Genomic DNA, 16,927 nt, shown 5'->3' on the forward strand with positions numbered 1-16,927 from the left:
ATGGCAATAGAAATTAAAATGCCTGCTTTGTCGCCAACGATGGAATCTGGAACCTTGGCCAAATGGCTTGTTGAAGAAGGGGCGGATGTTCGCTCTGGTGATGTGATTGCCGAGATTGAAACCGATAAGGCGACAATGGAAGTTGAAGCAGTAGATGATGGCACGCTGGGTAAGATCCTTGTTGCGGCAGGCACCGAAAATGTTGCCGTGAATGCGCCGATCGCTGTTTTACTTGAAGAGGGTGATGCGGCAGACGCTGCGCCGTCTAACAGCTCGACACCTTCTGAGGCGCCATCAGCTGAAACATCATCTACCAGTGCAGAAGCACCAACAGCAGATATGCCGTCTGAAACGCCATATGCACCTGCCGCCCCTGTGATTATTGCAGAAGCCGAATGGACAGGCGCATCAACATCAATCACGGTTCGTGAATCCTTGCGTGATGCCATGGCCGAAGAAATGCGTCGTGATGAAAATGTATTTGTCATGGGTGAAGAGGTTGCTGAATATCAGGGTGCCTATAAAGTTACGCAAGGTCTTCTTGATGAATTTGGTGCCCGTCGTGTCATCGATACGCCTATTACCGAACAGGGCTTTGCCGGTCTTGGGGTTGGTGCGGCCTTTGGTGAATTGCGTCCGGTCATTGAATTCATGACCTTTAACTTTGCCATGCAGGCCATTGACCAGATCATCAATTCAGCCGCCAAGACATTATATATGTCAGGTGGGCAGATGGGATGTCCGATTGTGTTTCGGGGGCCAAATGGTGCCGCCAGCCGCGTTGCTGCCCAGCATTCGCAATGTTATGCAAGCTGGTACGCACATTGTCCGGGATTAAAGGTGGTTTCACCATGGTCAGCGGCGGATGCCAAAGGCCTACTTAAATCAGCCATCCGCGATCCCAATCCAGTGATTTTTCTGGAAAATGAGGTTATGTACGGCCAGTCCTTTGATGTGCCAGATGATGATGATTGGACTGTGCCGATCGGCAAGGCCAAAATCGTTCGTGAAGGCAGTGATGTAACATTGGTTGCCTTTTCAATCATGGTTGGACGCTCTTTGCAGGCGGCGGATACGCTAGCCGAAATGGGCATCAGCGCCGAAGTGATTGATCTGCGCACCATTCGCCCACTTGATATCGATACGATTGTGACCTCGGTCAAGAAAACATCGCGTCTTGTGACCTGCGAAGAGGGCTTTCCTTTTGCGGGTATCGGTTCGGAACTGGCCATGCAGGTTATGGAACAGGCCTTTGATTGGCTTGATGCACCAATTGCCCGTGTGACTGGCAAGGATGTGCCGATGCCCTATGCCGCCAACCTTGAAAAACTAGCACTGCCGCAGGTGGATGATATCGTCGCGACGGCGTTTGCCACATGCGAAGGCTTTAAGGGAGCATAATCATGGCTATTGAAATCAAAATGCCAGCTTTATCCCCCACGATGGAAGTTGGCACATTATCAAAATGGATGGTGGCTGTTGGCGATGATGTGCGTTCAGGGGACGTGATCGCCGAAATTGAAACCGATAAAGCGACTATGGAAGTTGAAGCTGTTGATGATGGTAAAATGGCGCAAATAGCAGTGGCTGACGGAACCGAAAATATACCTGTGGGCACGGTGATTGCCTTACTTGCTGAAGATGGTGAAGATGTTGCCACTGTGTCATCGGCATCGCCAAAGCCAGCCGCATCAAAACTCGCTCCGCCCAAAGAAGATGCCGCGGGTGAAGAAAGCGGATCTGCCGCAAAAGAAGCGGTCGCAGATGACGCTACCAAACAAGAGCCTGCTATGGACACATCCAAGCCAGCACCTGTTTCTCCGCGCACTAGCGCGGATACGAAACGTATTTTTGCAAGCCCATTAGCGCGGCGCATAGCGGCGGATAAGGGCGTTGATCTGGCTAGCCTGACCGGCAGTGGCCCGCATGGTCGTATTTTGCGGCGTGATGTTGAGGGCGCGCCAGCATCGATGCAGGCATCGCTTGCGACCACCGCGCCGTCACGGGCTGTTACGTCGTCTGCCGAAAAAGGGGCGAGCACGTTGGTGCCGAACAATCAGATGCGCAAGATCATCGCATCGCGTTTGCAGGAATCCAAACAGACAGCCCCACATTTCTATCTGACGATTGATTGCAATATTGACACGCTACTCGAATCACGCAAGGCGCTGAACGCACTAGCAGACGAGGGGATCAAGATTTCGGTCAATGATATGGTGATCCGGGCGGCGGCAATGGCTCTAATGAAGGTACCAGCGGCGAATGCCTCATGGGAAGGTGACAACACACGCCTGTTCCATAATGCCGATATCTGCATGGCGGTGGCGGTTGATGGCGGTCTGGTTACGCCGGTGATCTGGGCCGCTGAAAGCAAAGGCCTGTCTGAATTGTCAACCATTAGCAGCGATCTGGCTACGCGTGCGCGTGATGGCAAGCTTGCGGCGGAAGAATTTACCGGTGGTAGCTTTACCATTTCTAACCTGGGCATGTTCGGGGTGCGCGAATTTGCGGCAGTGATTAATCCGCCACAGGGCGCAATACTGGCAGTCGGCGCGGGCGAACAGCGTCCGGTAGTCATTGACGGTGCATTAAGTGTGGCGACGATGATGACGGTAACCTTGTCCTGCGATCACCGTGCAGTTGATGGTGCAGTAGGTGCAGAATGGTTGCAGGCCTTTAAGGGCTTTGTCGAAAATCCGGTAACGATGTTGCTGTAAATTCTGTCACGAATACCGGCTTTGAGGGATTAAAATGGCTGAAACAAAATCTGACACTAAGTCTTTTGATATTATCGTGATTGGTGGTGGCCCTGGTGGCTATGTCGCAGCGATCCGTGCATCACAGCTGGGCATGAAAGCCGCTGTTATTGAGCGTGAACATCTTGGTGGTGTCTGTCTGAACTGGGGCTGTATTCCGACCAAGGCGTTATTGCGTGCGGCTGAATTACGCCATTCGATCGATGAGATGAAGGAATTTGGCATCACCATTTCGGGCGAAGTCGGTATCGATTTACCAACAGTGGTCAAACGCTCGCGTAAGGTGGCTGGACGATTGTCGATGGGGGTGTCGCACCTGCTCAAGAAGAACAAAGTTACGGTGTTCGAAGCTGAAGCCAAGATTGGTGCCAAAAAGGGCGATATACGCACGGTTACGCTGGCAGATGGCACAATACTGCAGGCCAAGCATGTGATTATCGCCACCGGCGCCCGGGCGCGGTCATTGCCCGACATCACGCCGGATGGCAAAACCATCCTGACCTATAAAGAGGCGATGGTTCCGGAGTCCATGCCAGAATCCTTGATCATTATCGGGTCAGGGGCAATCGGTTCCGAATTTGCGTCCTTCTATCATGATATGGGCGTTAAGGTGACATTGGTTGAGGCGGTAGATCGTATTCTGCCGGTCGAGGATCCCGAAATTTCGGCAATCGTGCAAAAGGCCTTTGTCAAACGCGGCATGCAGGTGATAACCGGTGTCATGATGGCATCGCTGAAAAGCAACGGGAAAAGCGTTACCGCGACCTTTGACGGGACGCAGGAACCCGTAACGGCTGATCGCGCCATTCTGGCGGTTGGCATTATTGGCAATACCGAAAATCTGGGTCTGGATGGCACCAAGGTCAAAGTCGATCGCGGCCATATCACAACTAATCAATGGGCAGAAACTGGCGAGGCCGGTATCTATGCGATTGGCGATGTGACAGGGCCGCCATGGCTGGCACATAAGGCCAGTCACGAAGGGATCATCTGCGTTGAAAAAATCGCTGGTCAAAAGGATGTCCATGCGATTGGGGCAGGGGCGGTACCTGGATGTACCTATTGTCGCCCGCAAGTTGCATCAGTCGGCATGACCGAAGCGGCGGCCAAAGAAGCGGGGCATAAGATCAAGGTTGGACGTTTTCCGTTTATCGGCAATGGCAAGGCGATTGCGATGGGTGACGATCAGGGGCTTATCAAAACAATCTTTGACGAAAAGACCGGAGAATTGCTGGGCGCGCATATGGTCGGACCCGAAGTAACCGAACTGATTCAGGGCTATGCAATCGCCCGAACATTGGAAGCCACCGAGGCGGAATTGATGCAAACCATCTTCCCGCATCCAACACTTTCTGAAGCGATGCATGAGTCAGTCCTTGACGCCTATGGCCGCGCTATCCACATGTAGGGTAGAGATTATAATATCGACCTCTAATAAAAGTCATATGCAAGGTAGGTTCCATGCCCCAGGTCAATCACACGAAAGGTGCTACACGGCATCCAGAAAAGCGACGTAACGAGGATCGCCCACAGCCACGTCGACCTGAATGGTTGCGTGTAAAGGCTCCAGTTTCAGCTGAATATCAGGAAACACGTGCCTTGATGCGTGATTTGAATCTGGTAACCGTATGTGAAGAAGCGGCCTGTCCTAATATTGGTGAATGCTGGGCGCAAAAGCACGCAACGATGATGATTCTGGGTTCGGTATGTACGCGAGCATGTGCCTTTTGCAACGTTGCTACAGGTCGCCCTGATCTGCTTGATCCGCATGAGCCTGAAAATGTTGCATCAGCCGTTGCCAAGCTGGGGTTGCAGCATGTGGTGATCACATCGGTTGACCGCGATGACCTTGACGATGGCGGGGCTACGCATTTTGCCCAGACCATTTCGGCGATCCGCGCGGCATCGCCCAACACCACAATCGAAGTTCTGACCCCTGATTTTCTGCGCAAGGACGGGGCATTGGAAATTGTCGCCGAAGCGCGTCCAGATGTGTTCAACCATAATATGGAAACGGTGCCGCGGCTTTATCCGACCATTCGTCCTGGCGCTCGTTATTTTCATTCGCTGTCTATCCTGCAAAAAATAAAGGAATTAGACGGGTCGATCTTTACCAAATCAGGCATCATGGTTGGTCTTGGTGAAACCGATGAAGAAGTTGGGCAGATAATGGATGATCTGCGCACTGCCGATGTTGACTTTATGACCATCGGCCAATATCTACAGCCAACACCAAAACACGCCCCACTTGATCGGTTTGTTGAGCCGGAAACATTCGCGCGTTATGCAAAACAGGGCAAGGCCAAAGGGTTTCTTTTAATGTCATCGACACCACTTACCCGTTCATCCTATCACGCTGATGCCGATTTTGCGGCCCTGCAAAACGCACGAAACGCCTCGCTTGCCACAGCCTAATGACGGTTCATGCTGAAAAACGCGTGGTGTCACACACGCCTGAACAGCTTTATGCTCTGGTTCTTGATGTACAGAAGTACCCTCAGTTTTTGCCGTGGTGTTTGGCCGCACGGGTAAAATCACAAACTGAACATGAATTAGCTGCTGATCTTATCATCGGCTTCAACATGTTCCGTGAGACCTTCACATCCTATGTAGAGTTTGATGCTGACACGCTCGAAATTAACGTGCGGTATGCCGAAGGGCCATTCAAGCACCTTACAAATAACTGGCGATTTTTGCCGCATGAAGACGGATGTGAGATCGATTTCTATGTTGATTTCGAATTTAACTCGCGTCTTTTGCAATCAGTTATAGAAACATTATTTACCGAGGCTGTACGCCGGATGGTGCGCGCGTTCGAGTCGCGCGCTGATGAATTATATAGTAAATCTGATAAATTAAATTAAATTAAATTAAATTAAATTATTTCAATTTCTTAATAATTAAATCTAATGCAAAAAATGAAGCTTTATTGCGGATGTTTGCGCGGTCACCTTCAAAAATCTGTTTTACAGATTGCGCTGGCTTGTCGCGTGTTTGAATGCCGAAATAGACAAGCCCGACTGGTTTGTCGGTACTGCCACCACCAGGGCCAGCGATGCCTGTAATCGATATAGCGATCATTGATTTTGGTGCCTGTTTGAGAACACCCGTCACCATTTCGATGGCGGTTTCAGATGATACGGCGCCATGCGCTTTAAGCGTCTCGCCTGTAACACCAAGCATATCCATTTTGGCATCATTGCTATAGGTTACAAAGCCGCGGTCGAAAACGGCTGATGATCCGGCAATATCGGTTAAGCTGGCCGCAACCATACCGCCAGTACAGGACTCAGCCAACGCAATCATCACATTCTGATCTTGCGCTGTTTTAATAACAGCTTGCGCATGTGCATTGATATCTTTTGTTATGGCACTCATACAGCTATTCCCTGCCAGAGGTGATAGAATGTCAAAACACCAATCCCTGCAAAAACGCCAGCGACAAGATCATCTGCCATGACACCAGTGCCGCCTGCAATCTTTTCGGCCATCGCTATGGGGCCAAGTTTGGTGATATCAAAGAACCGGAACAGAGCAAAGGCAAGCGCAACCCATGCGCAATATGCGGGCCAGCCTAGATCGTTCGGAATAACAAGAAGCGGTAACCATTGCCCGGCAACTTCGTCGATGATCACTTCAGGTGCGTCTTTCTTACCTGTATCGCGACAATAGATATCAGCAGCCTTGATTCCAATGAAAATGACAATCAGAATTGCAAATTCAAGCAGGTAGGGTGATAGCTTTATGAAAGCAACCCCGCTGATCACGCCCGCAAGTGATCCCCATGTCCCGGGCGCAGGGCGCATATGCCCTATAGGGCCTAATGTGGCAATCTGATGCCAGATATTATTCGATGTCATGATGGTTCAGCACTGTTGTAACAGATGGTTGCGGTTGCCTGTGCGGCGATGCCTTCGCGGCGTCCGGTAAAACCGAGACCTTCGGATGTTGTTGCTTTTACCGCAATCCGGCTTATGTCCAACCCGGTGATTTCGGCTATCCGCTTTCGCATAGCGTCACGGTGTGGGGTGATTTTTGGATATTCACATATCAATGTCAGATCAAGATGCATGATGGTCGCCTTTGCATTGTGGCATTTTTCAACCGCATAATGCAAAAATCTGGCGCTATCGGCATCTTTCCATTTGTCGTCGCTGGGCGGGAAATGTGATCCGATATCGCCATCGGCTAATGCCCCAAAAAGCGCATCGCATAAGGCGTGCAGGCCAACATCACCATCCGAATGCGCCGTTAACCCAAATTCACTGTCTATCTTTATGCCGCAAAGGGTAATAGGGCCGGGTGTGTCGCCAAACTTATGTACATCAAAGCCGTTTCCAAGTCGTATATCCATAAGCGATCCAGTATTTTGTCCCTTGCCAGCGGCGCGGGAAAGATGTTCCAGAAATGTGAAATCGTCTTCATAGGTCAACTTCATAAGTGACCTTGAACCCGCAATAGTTGCCACATTCAACCCTGCCGACATGGCAATACTTGCATCGTCGGTAACATTTTCATGTGCTAGATTGTCGTATAATGGGGCAATCTGTTGAAAGTGAAATAGCTGTGGCGTTTGCGCCGCGCTGGCTTTGTCCCGGTCAATGACATCTGTGATCAGATTATCTTTGACCTGTTTCAGGCTATCAGAGACAGACAAGACAGGAATAACGCCAGCCACGTCTTTTGCTGATGAGATGGCGAGTTTGCCTATCAACGCGTCAAGAGTGCCTTGTTGTAAAAGCGGGCGCGCGGCGTCGTGAATGGCGACAAGACCGTCAAAACCAGCGTCTGAGAGTGTAGCCATGCCATTGCGGACAGACTGCATGCGGCTGGCGCCACCTTTGACGATCGTAACCATTTCAGAATGCTTACTGTGATGCTGGTTAATGATCGCCAGTGCGTGCGCTTCCTGTCCTTGGCCGACAACCAGAATGATGCGGGTTATATTTTCATGTTGGGCAAAGGCATCAAGTGACCAGCAGATCACCGGCTTGCCACCTAATTGACGGAATTGTTTGGGAATATTTTCACTCTGCGGCTTATCTGGCGCGGTCATGCGCTGTCCATAACCAGCCGCAACAATAATGGCAGCAACAGTCGGAGAGGCGGATGTGGGCGCAAAATCAGACATGATTAAGCTTTATCACCAAAGCGGACCTGCTTGTCTATGTCTTTTTCTGATGTTGCGCAGGACATGCCGATATGTGGTGCTTAACAAGGGTTTTCATCGTGATCATTCAGGCGTTTATACAGGCCTTTCTGAGGCGTTTCTGAGGCTTTTCTTGCTTTACGCAGAGGATCACGATAAACATAATCTAACAATGCTTATTTTTTAGGCGATATTTCAAATCTGCTTAATTTTCAGGCAGATTACACTATGTGACTTTGCTGGTGATGGAGACATAAGTGGCTGTTCAGCTATGTGATATTGATTTGCCGCATGCTGTCATTCTGGCACCAATGTCAGGCGTGACGGATTGGCCTTTTCGCCGTGCTGTCCGCCGTGCGGGTGGTGGTCTTGTAGTCACTGAAATGATCGCCAGTGCGGCTATGCTTGCCGAAGTCAAAACTGAAATGCGGAAGCTGAAAACCGAAGTCGCTACCGAAGCCCCGCTTTCTATTCAACTGGCTGGCTGGGAGCCATCAGTGATGGCTGATGCGGCAAAAGTCAGTGCAGATCTTGGCGCCAGCATCATAGATATAAATATGGGGTGCCCAGCTAAAAAGGTGACGGGAAAACAGTCGGGTTCGGCTTTAATGCGGGATGAGCATCATGCGGCAGCAATTCTTGACGCGGTGGTCAAAGCTGTCGATATACCTGTAACGCTTAAAATGCGGCTCGGCTGGGACGATGCGTCTCTTAACGCTCCACAATTGGCAAAGATAGCCCAAGATGTTGGTATCCGCATGGTTGCCGTGCATGGGCGCACACGCTGTCAGATGTACACAGGCAGTGCTGACTGGCAGAAAATAGGTGAAGTTGTTGCTGCGGTTTCTATTCCGGTCATAGCGAATGGTGATATCCGCACGCTAGATGATGTGCGTATGGCGCTACACCATAGCCATGCAGCAGGCGTCATGATCGGGCGGGGTGCGCAGGGCAGGCCGTGGTTTGTCGCACAAGCAGGCGATCTTTTGAATGGGCAACAAGTGCGCCCGGAGCCTAGTATAGCCATACGGCATCAATTCATGTTGGCGCATCTTGAGGATATGCTTACGCATTACGGGTCAGCGGCGATGCGCCTTGCCCGTAAACATATCGCTTGGTACGCTCACGGCTTACCAGGATCAGCAGAATTACGTGACGTGGCCAATAACACGACCGATAGCACAGAGGTCTTTGCCGCGGTTGATGCCTTTTTTGCAGCACTTATCGAGCAAGAGGCAGCATAAGCATCATGTCAGGTAACGCCAGTAATTTTGAAAGTGATGATGATTTCGGGATCAACCATGATGCGCGGCATGTGCAAGGTAACCCCGTTGCAAGTCAAATCCTGGCCAGTTTGCCCAATCCGGTGTTTGTTCTGGATCGTGATAATCAATTCCAATTTTTGAACCATGCGGCTGAGATGTTTTTCCAATCGAGCCAGTCAATAATCTTTGCACAGGCCTTGCAGAGCTTTATAGCATCAGATTCCCCGCTATTTTCAATGTTAAGCCGGGCTCGAGACCAGAACCGTTCAGTTGCCGATCAGGGGCTTGAGCTAGCTGGGCCACGGGTGGGCTATAAGCTGGTCAATGTTCAAATCACACCTTTTGAAAATAATGGGTCTTTGCTGGTGACTATGCAGGAACGCGCTCTAGCTGAACGGTTGCGTGGACAGTCCTTGTTTCGCGGCGCTGCCCGTTCGGTAACATCAATGGCGGCGATGCTGGCACATGAAGTTAAAAATCCATTGGCCGGTATCAAAGGGGCGGCACAATTGCTGGAGGCTGATCTTGAAGCCAGTGAGACCAACCTAACACGCATGATTGTCGAGGAAACAGATCGGGTTACAGCCCTGCTGGATCGTATGGAAGGCTTTGCCGGTGGTGCCAGTGTGGTCATGACAAGTGTCAATATTCATGAAGTGCTTGATCACTGTTTAGAACTGGCGGCCGCCTCATATGGCGTTCATCTTGACATGAAACGTGCTTATGACCCGTCTCTGCCTTTTGTTGAAGGGCATCGTGATCTTCTTATTCAGGCATTCATTAATATTATTAAGAATGCATCAGAAGCTACTGATAAAAATGGTGAATTAATTATAAGAACATCATATGCGCCTGGACGACGATTATCATCAGCATCGATTGCTGGACAATTACATGTGCCGATCCAGGTCGAGGTTATTGATAATGGCAGAGGTATCCCCGAAGATATTCGTGATCATTTATTTGACCCATTTGTTTCAGGGCGCATAGGGGGTAGCGGCCTTGGTCTGGCGATGGTGGCAAGCGTTATCGCTGATCATGGGGGGTTGATGGAGGTTGAAACTGTTCCCGGAGAAACTGTTTTCCGTCTCAATTTTCCTGCTACAACATCTGCGCAGGCTTTGCATATAACCAAGAATGAAGAAACGACTATATAATGGCTGAGAAGCAAAAACATATTCTGGTGGCTGAAGATGACAAGTCGGTTCGGCTTGTGGTCCAGCAAGCGTTGGCGCGTCAGGGATATACGGTGCATTCCAGTGGCAATGCGTCTGGACTATGGAAGCTGATTGAAGCTGGTAAAGGAGATGTTCTGATCACTGATGTCGCCTTACCGGATGGCGATGCGCTGGATTTATTGCCGCGTATCAAAGAAAAACGGCCAGATTTGCCGGTCATTGTCATGAGTGCGCGATCAACCTTACTAACAGCGGTAAAAGCCCAGCAGATTGGCGTCTTTGAATATTTGCCAAAACCATTTGAATTGCGCAACCTTGTGGATGTCGTCGCACGGGCTTTTTCCGTTATTTCAGGCTCTTCTGGCGCACCACGAAGCGTGATGCCACCGCAGTTTGAGGACGGGGGGCCGCTTGTTGGGCGGTCTCGTTCGATGCAGGATATTTTCAAGGCGGTGGCGCGCGTTGTTAGTACAGACCTGACTGTCCTCATAACAGGTGAAAGTGGCACAGGTAAGGAACTTGTTGCGAAAGCTGTGCATGACCTTGGTGACCGACGACAAAATCCTTTTATAGCTGTGAATTTGGCAACAATTCCTCATGATAATGTTGATGCCGAGCTATTCGGTGTTGAAAACAAATCGGCGATTGTAAGCATGATCAACCCCGGACGTTTTGAGCAGGCGGTTGGTGGCACTTTGTTTCTTGACGAAGTGGGTGATATGCCTCTGGAAACGCAAACACGCCTACTTCGGGTTTTACAGGACGGGACCTATGTGCCATCGGGATCGACGATGCCAGTGACATCGAATGTGCGGATTATTGCAGCGACTAATAAGAATCTTCAACATCTGATGGATCAAGGTCTGTTCCGTGAGGATCTTTTCTATAGATTGAATGTTGTGCCGTTGCGTTTGCCACCCTTGCGTGACCGTTTGGAAGATATCACGCCGCTTGTTAATCATTTTTTGACTAAATCTTCAGGAAATGGTTTGCCTCACAAGGTGTTTTCGGCGGATGCAAAAAGATTGTTGAAAACATGGCACTGGCCAGGAAATGTACGCGAATTAGAAAATATGGTGCACCGACTTTTGGTGTTACATAACGAAGATGTCATTGATGTTGATGCCGTAGCCACAGAATTGTCCCAGCATGATAAAGGTGAAGAAGAACATCAGGAAAGCGATAATTTATCGCAGTCGGTTGATGCGCATATAAGGCGCTATTTTGATGCTTTGAAAGGTGGGTTGCCTGCCCCAGGACTATATGGACGTATTTTGCGCGAAGTTGAATTACCACTGATTACGGCAACGTTGGAAATTACACGGGGTAATCAGGTCAAGGCAGCTGATATTCTAGGCATGAACCGAAATACGCTTCGTAAGAAAATCAAAGAACTTGGTATTACGGCAGGACGATGACGTGTTAGGTTATGTTAGATATTTTGATGGACGTTCATCCAAGAACTTGGTTGCAGGATCACGTGATGAGTGCAGATAAACAATCACAGATAAGGCGGCGTCTGTTCAGCGAAAATCGTCTTGCCTATATGTCAATCTTGTTCACCGTTTGCATGGGGGCAGCAACCGCCTTTACACTTTCGCGGGTTGATTACCTTTCTCAAGGTCCTCGTGCGCTGAAATTGTTGCTTTCAATCGATGTTGTTGCCTTGGTGGTTCTCAGCTTCTTTGTTGTTCGTCATATTATGCAATTATGGGCCGACCGTCGCCAGCAAGTGGCTGGACATCAACTACATTGGCGGCTTGCGGTATTATTTGGCGGGATCACGACCTTACCGGTTCTCATCATTGCGCTGTTTTCGCTATTTGTTGTCGATTATTCATTGCGTGGATGGTTTGCTGACAGAATTTCCGTTGCCATCAACGAGTCAGTTAAGGTTGCCGATTCCTATTTTCAGGAACATGCCCAATCGGTGACGGGCGATGTGTTGACGATCGCAAATGATGTTAACCGAGAAGCGCTCAAGCTTGGTGGCAATAACGAAATCATGGGTCAATATCTGAGCAATCAGACAGCTTTGCGTAATTTGTCGGAGGCCATCATTCTCGATGGAACGGGTGAGGTGATTGCAAAGTCACGTTTCGCCTTTGCTGTGACCTTTACAAATCTTGATGAAGATTGGGTTGAGAAAGCCCGTGCTGGTGAAGTCGTTGTCCTGCGTGCCGATGATACGAACAAGATACGCGCCGTTGTTAAATTGAATAGCTATATTGATGCTTATTTGCTGGTGGGACGATTCATTGACCAGAATGTCCTGGCGGCAGTTGACCGCACACGCCTGGCCGCGTCTGATTACCAGCAATTAGGCATTCAGCAATTTGATTTACAACTAAGCTTTGCGGTTTTGTTTGGTGTCGTGGTTCTGTTGCTATTGATTTCGGCTTTATGGGTTGGCCTGAATCTGGCAACAGCGATTATCGGGCCATTATCGGCGGTTATAAATGTAGCTGATAAAGTACGTGGAGGAGATTTGCGCGAACGTGTGCCAGGTGGTGCCGGTATTGACGAGATATCACGCCTTGGCCTGTCTTTTAATAATATGCTGGATGAACTGGCGCGAAGCCGTCAGCAACTTGTTCAGGCCAATATGCAAATTGACCGGCGGCGTGAATTTACCGAAGCGGTTCTTGGTGGTGTATCGTCAGGTGTGATTGGTCTTGATAAAGATGGGCGCATTAACTTGCCCAATGCGGCGGCTCGTAATCTTCTTGGATTGACCGATGTCGACATGATAGGCAAAAAACTGGAAAATCTGGTGCCAGAATTTAACCACCTGTTATCGATTGTTGGGCAGAAAAGACGCCGTTTTATGGAAGATCAAGTGGTTTTAGAGCGTCCCACAAGTCGTTTGACCTTGCGTTCCCGTATCGCCAGCGAACTGGTTGATGACCGGATTATCGGTTATGTCGTAACATTCGATGATGTAACCGATCTGCTAACCGCGCAGCGCAAAGCCGCATGGGCTGATATTGCGCGCCGCATCGCGCATGAAATCAAGAATCCATTAACGCCTATTCAACTGGCCTCGGATAGATTGCGGCGAAAATTCAAACCCAAGGATGCCATAGAAGCGGAACGGTTTGAGGAATATGTGACGATTATTTCACGTCAGGTTGACGATATAGGCCGCATGGTTGACGAATTTTCATCATTTGCCCGTATGCCGCAACCGACGATGGAACCGGTAAAGCTTGATGAATTGGTGGAAGGTCAGATTGATCTGTTCGCCAGCGATGATGTGTCCTATAGCTATGAACATGATGACGATGTGTCATTCATAATCATGGGTGATGCCGGTCTGTTGCGTCAGGCAATTACCAATTTGCTGCAAAATGCCAAAGACAGTTTGCGCGAACATAATGTTGCCACACCGCAAATATACATATCGCTAACCTATGGTGATGGTGAAATTACAGTTGTTATCAAAGATAATGGACCCGGCTTTCCTGATATGAATTTGGATGATTTGCTGGAACCCTATGTGACAACACGCGAGAAGGGAACCGGGCTAGGTCTCGCGATTGTCTCAAAAATTGTGCAGGATCATAACGGGACGCTTGCACTGAAAAATGATGATCAAGGTGGCGCCGTTATTGTGCTGACCTTTCCAAGTGATAATGATGCCCAAAGTGGCGGCAAGAATCTGGGACGTTAGATATGGCTGGTGAAATTCTGATTGTTGATGATGAACGTGACATTCGCTCGCTTATCAGCATGACACTGGAAGATGAGGGCTATCAGTCGAAGACAGCTGCCAATGCAGATGAAGCGCGTAATATTCTGTTGAGTCGGCCACCTGTGCTGGCCATTCTCGATATCTGGATGCGTGATTCTGATATGGATGGTCTGCAATTGCTGGAATGGACAAAGGGGGTTTATCCTGATTTGCCGGTCTTGATGATTTCGGGGCATGGCACAATCGAAACAGCCGTTCAGGCGATACGCCAAGGTGCCTATGACTTCATCGAAAAGCCATTTAAAGAAAACCGTCTTGTTTTGATGGTTGAGCGCGCGCTTGAAGCTGCGCGCCTGACGCAGGAGAATGCCGAATTACGAACCCGCATCAGTGAAGATATGGCGCCCGAACTGATTGGTAACTCGCAGGCGATGCGTGTAACACGTCAGGCGATCAGCAAAATTGCCCCAACGGCAAGTCGTGTGATCATCAATGGACCAGGTGGAAGTGGCAAGGAGTTGGCGGCAAGGGTCATACATGACCAGTCGCAGCGCCGAGATGGCCGGTTTGTTGTTGCTAATTGTGCACGTTTGGCACCCGAACGCGTCGATGCGGAGTTGTTTGGGTCGGAAAGCATGCAAGCAAGCCGCCGTATAGTCGGGCTGTTCGAGCAAGCCCATGAAGGTACGCTCTATTTTGATGAAATCTGTGATTTGCCGCTGGAAACGCAAGGCAAGATTGTTCGTGCTGTTACCGAACAGAGATTCCGTCGGGTTGGTGGTAACGCAGAAGTGGTTGTCGATGTCAGGGTGATTTCGGCGTCAAGCCGTGATCTGGTTACTGAAATTCAGGCTGGGCGATTGCGTGAGGATCTTTACTATCGGCTGGGCGTGGTGTCGTTAAATGTCGCGCCAGTATCAGAACGGCGTGAAGATATTCCGCTTATGGCCAAGCATTTTGTCAAGAAGATCGCTGACCGTCTTGGCGTGGCACCGATCAAGCTGTCCGATGAAGTGTTGGCGGCTATGCAAGGCTATGAATGGCCTGGTAATGTGCGGCAAATTCACAATACCATCGAAAGCATGTTGATTCTGGCACCGCCTGATCGGCGTGAACCGGTAGGGCTAAGCTTGCTTCCGGCAGATATTCAGAATATACCCCGTGGCAGTTCGCGGTCAGGGCTTGATGAAATGTTCTCATTACCGTTGCGGAATGCGCGAGAAGATTTTGAACGGGTTTATCTGGCCACGCAATTGCGCCGGTTTGATGGGAATATTTCGCGAATGGCCAATTTTGTCGGTATGGAGCGGTCTGCATTGCATCGAAAGTTGAAAGCGCTGAACATAGATAATATGGAGGCGGCAGAACATGCAGTTGTCGCGCATACCATAGACAGTGAAAAGGGGGCAACCTCGTGAAAATCGTGATTTGTGGTGCTGGGCTTGTGGGAAGCGCTATTGCAGGGCATCTGGCTGAAGAACAGAATGATGTCACCGTTGTTGATGCGTCCGCCGAAAATATTCAGCGCATTACTGACCAGCATGATGTGACTGGTGTGATTGGTGTAGCCTCGCATCCGGAAAGACTGAATGAAGCTGGCATGCGTGATGCCGAATTATTGATCGCGGTGACAGAGTCTGATGAAGTCAATATGGTCGCGTGCCAGGTGGCGCATACTATTTTCGATACGCCGGTGAAAATCGCCCGTATCAGAGGAAGCTCCTATCTCGATGAGAATTATGCCGACCTCTATAGTCCAGCGCATCTGCCAATTGATCATATCATCTCGCCGGAAGCAGAAGTATCGGCGTCTATCAGCAATCAATTACGCGTACCAGGTGCTTTTGACATTAAAAATCTATGTGATGGCAAAATGAATCTGGTAGGGGTGGTGTGTACCGAGGATAGTCCAGTTCGTGATACGCCCTTGCGGCATCTGACCAATCTGTTTCCAGACCTTGCCATGACAGTATTGTGTATCATTCGGGATAATGCCGTGATTCTGCCCCGACGTGGCGTTGAAGAAATGCATGCCGGTGATCGTATTTATTTTGTCTGTGACAGTGCACATCTTGATCGGGCGATGGCTGCCTTTGGGCATGAAGAACCCGAGGCCAGATCTGTGGTGATTGCGGGTGGTGGTAATATTGGTTTGATGCTGGCGCGCGAGATTGCAACCAATTTTTCAAATACACAGGTGCAACTTATCGAAATGGATAATAACAGGGCGCGTGAACTTGCCGAAGAATTACAAGGCACGGGCATTATTCATGGTGACGCCCTTGATGAGTCGATCCTTAAAGAAGCCGGTGTACATACAACCGAGACCTTTGTGTCAGTGACTGAAGATGACGAGGTCAATATCTTGTCGGCATTGTTGGCCAAGCGCACGGGAGCCAAACATGCGGTGGCATTGGTGAATATGCCTGGCTTTATTCCGCTGGTGGGGACTCTGGGTGTCGATGCGGTGATTAATCCATCACAAATTACAGTTTCGTCAATTCTCGAGCATGTGCGCCGTGGCCGTATCCGTGATGTGCACCCGATTATTGAAGATCTTGGTGAAGTGCTTGAAGCCGAGGCCTTGCCCTCATCTTTGCTGGTCGGCAAGCCTTTGCGGACAGCCAAAATACCAAAGGGCATTTCAATCGGTGGTATTGTAAGGGATGAACAAGTTATTGCCGCCCGCGGTGATAGTGTGATCGAGGCTGGTGATACGGTGATTATCTTTGCCGAACGTGGAAAGATCGTTCAGGTTGAAAAGATGCTATCCGTGCGGCTAGATTTCTTCTAATCACATTTTACCTCCAAAAATTAGACATAAATGCCGGTTATCGCGTGACATGGCATTGTGAAGTCATGCCCAAGAGGGTAAGTTGAAAAAA

General features: G+C 49.6%; 14 protein-coding genes. 11 read left to right on the top strand and 3 right to left on the bottom strand.

Annotated features, from left to right (window positions below; all coding sequences use genetic code 11):
* The 5 genes from SAR116_RS01070 to SAR116_RS01090 are packed head-to-tail and all read left to right on the top strand — an operon-like array spanning window position 1 to window position 5,620.
* Window positions 1-1,401 carry a pyruvate dehydrogenase complex E1 component subunit beta gene (locus SAR116_RS01070; protein WP_013045079.1) on the top strand — a complete coding sequence of 467 codons (1,401 nt, stop codon included), beginning with the start codon at window positions 1-3 and terminating at the stop codon, window positions 1,399-1,401.
* Between the two features lie 2 nt (window positions 1,402-1,403).
* On the top strand, window positions 1,404-2,717 hold the full coding sequence (locus SAR116_RS01075; RefSeq protein ID WP_013045080.1) for a pyruvate dehydrogenase complex dihydrolipoamide acetyltransferase: 1,314 nt from the start codon (window positions 1,404-1,406) through the stop codon (window positions 2,715-2,717).
* Window positions 2,718-2,751: 34 nt separating this feature from the next.
* On the top strand, window positions 2,752-4,164 hold the full coding sequence (gene lpdA, locus SAR116_RS01080) for a dihydrolipoyl dehydrogenase (RefSeq protein WP_013045081.1): 1,413 nt from the start codon (window positions 2,752-2,754) through the stop codon (window positions 4,162-4,164).
* 53 nt (window positions 4,165-4,217) lie between these two features.
* A complete protein-coding gene (gene lipA / locus SAR116_RS01085) occupies window positions 4,218-5,171 on the top strand; it encodes a lipoyl synthase (RefSeq protein ID WP_013045082.1) in 954 nt (317 codons plus the stop codon).
* Complete coding sequence (locus SAR116_RS01090) at window positions 5,171-5,620, top strand: type II toxin-antitoxin system RatA family toxin (protein WP_013045083.1); 450 nt, start codon at window positions 5,171-5,173, stop codon at window positions 5,618-5,620. The genes lipA and SAR116_RS01090 overlap by 1 nt, the downstream gene beginning before the upstream one ends.
* Before the next feature lie 16 nt (window positions 5,621-5,636).
* Here the strand turns inward: SAR116_RS01090 and SAR116_RS01095 are convergent, their stop codons facing one another.
* The 3 genes from SAR116_RS01095 to ispF are packed head-to-tail and all read right to left on the bottom strand — an operon-like array spanning window position 5,637 to window position 7,887.
* A complete protein-coding gene (locus SAR116_RS01095) occupies window positions 5,637-6,134 on the bottom strand; it encodes a CinA family protein (protein ID WP_013045084.1) in 498 nt (165 codons plus the stop codon).
* Entirely contained in the window at window positions 6,131-6,616 is a 486-nt protein-coding gene (locus tag SAR116_RS01100) for a phosphatidylglycerophosphatase A family protein (RefSeq protein WP_013045085.1), read from the bottom strand. The genes SAR116_RS01095 and SAR116_RS01100 overlap by 4 nt, the downstream gene beginning before the upstream one ends.
* Window positions 6,613-7,887: a 2-C-methyl-D-erythritol 2,4-cyclodiphosphate synthase gene (gene ispF / locus SAR116_RS01105; protein WP_013045086.1), complete on the bottom strand. Its 1,275-nt coding sequence runs from the start codon at window positions 7,885-7,887 to the stop codon at window positions 6,613-6,615. Before ispF ends, SAR116_RS01100 begins: the two co-directional genes overlap by 4 nt.
* 275 nt (window positions 7,888-8,162) lie before the next feature.
* On the opposite strand from ispF, the gene dusB reads away from it, so the two are divergent.
* From dusB to trkA, 6 genes are all read left to right on the top strand, one after another.
* On the top strand, window positions 8,163-9,149 hold the full coding sequence (gene dusB / locus SAR116_RS01110) for a tRNA dihydrouridine synthase DusB (protein ID WP_013045087.1): 987 nt from the start codon (window positions 8,163-8,165) through the stop codon (window positions 9,147-9,149).
* 5 nt (window positions 9,150-9,154) lie between these two features.
* Window positions 9,155-10,327, top strand: coding sequence for a two-component system sensor histidine kinase NtrB (locus tag SAR116_RS01115; RefSeq protein ID WP_013045088.1), 1,173 nt, complete (start codon window positions 9,155-9,157; stop codon window positions 10,325-10,327).
* The gene (gene ntrC, locus SAR116_RS01120; protein ID WP_013045089.1) at window positions 10,327-11,766 is read left to right on the top strand and encodes a nitrogen regulation protein NR(I); all 1,440 of its coding nucleotides are present in this window, start codon (window positions 10,327-10,329) and stop codon (window positions 11,764-11,766) included. Before SAR116_RS01115 ends, ntrC begins: the two co-directional genes overlap by 1 nt.
* A gap of 65 nt (window positions 11,767-11,831) precedes the next feature.
* Complete coding sequence (locus SAR116_RS01125) at window positions 11,832-14,021, top strand: sensor histidine kinase NtrY-like (RefSeq protein WP_013045090.1); 2,190 nt, start codon at window positions 11,832-11,834, stop codon at window positions 14,019-14,021.
* 2 nt (window positions 14,022-14,023) lie between these two features.
* Window positions 14,024-15,460 carry a nitrogen assimilation response regulator NtrX gene (ntrX, locus tag SAR116_RS01130; protein ID WP_013045091.1) on the top strand — a complete coding sequence of 479 codons (1,437 nt, stop codon included), beginning with the start codon at window positions 14,024-14,026 and terminating at the stop codon, window positions 15,458-15,460.
* Window positions 15,457-16,836, top strand: a complete 1,380-nt coding sequence (gene trkA / locus SAR116_RS01135; protein WP_013045092.1) for a Trk system potassium transporter TrkA — start codon at window positions 15,457-15,459, stop codon at window positions 16,834-16,836. Before ntrX ends, trkA begins: the two co-directional genes overlap by 4 nt.
* Window positions 16,837-16,927: the final 91 nt, after the last annotated feature.

Origin of the sequence: Candidatus Puniceispirillum marinum IMCC1322 (genome assembly GCF_000024465.1) — a bacterium.
GTDB classification, from domain to species: domain Bacteria; phylum Pseudomonadota; class Alphaproteobacteria; order Puniceispirillales; family Puniceispirillaceae; genus Puniceispirillum; species Puniceispirillum marinum.

Coding starts and splice junctions, on each gene's coding strand:
- SAR116_RS01070 (WP_013045079.1), top strand. CDS start 1: ATGGCAATAGAAATTAAAATGCCTGCTTTGTCGCCAACGATGGAATCT.
- SAR116_RS01075 (WP_013045080.1), top strand. CDS start 1,404: ATGGCTATTGAAATCAAAATGCCAGCTTTATCCCCCACGATGGAAGTT.
- lpdA (WP_013045081.1), top strand. CDS start 2,752: ATGGCTGAAACAAAATCTGACACTAAGTCTTTTGATATTATCGTGATT.
- lipA (WP_013045082.1), top strand. CDS start 4,218: ATGCCCCAGGTCAATCACACGAAAGGTGCTACACGGCATCCAGAAAAG.
- SAR116_RS01090 (WP_013045083.1), top strand. CDS start 5,171: ATGACGGTTCATGCTGAAAAACGCGTGGTGTCACACACGCCTGAACAG.
- SAR116_RS01095 (WP_013045084.1), bottom strand. CDS start 6,134: ATGAGTGCCATAACAAAAGATATCAATGCACATGCGCAAGCTGTTATT.
- SAR116_RS01100 (WP_013045085.1), bottom strand. CDS start 6,616: ATGACATCGAATAATATCTGGCATCAGATTGCCACATTAGGCCCTATA.
- ispF (WP_013045086.1), bottom strand. CDS start 7,887: ATGTCTGATTTTGCGCCCACATCCGCCTCTCCGACTGTTGCTGCCATT.
- SAR116_RS01115 (WP_013045088.1), top strand. CDS start 9,155: ATGTCAGGTAACGCCAGTAATTTTGAAAGTGATGATGATTTCGGGATC.
- ntrC (WP_013045089.1), top strand. CDS start 10,327: ATGGCTGAGAAGCAAAAACATATTCTGGTGGCTGAAGATGACAAGTCG.
- SAR116_RS01125 (WP_013045090.1), top strand. CDS start 11,832: ATGAGTGCAGATAAACAATCACAGATAAGGCGGCGTCTGTTCAGCGAA.
- ntrX (WP_013045091.1), top strand. CDS start 14,024: ATGGCTGGTGAAATTCTGATTGTTGATGATGAACGTGACATTCGCTCG.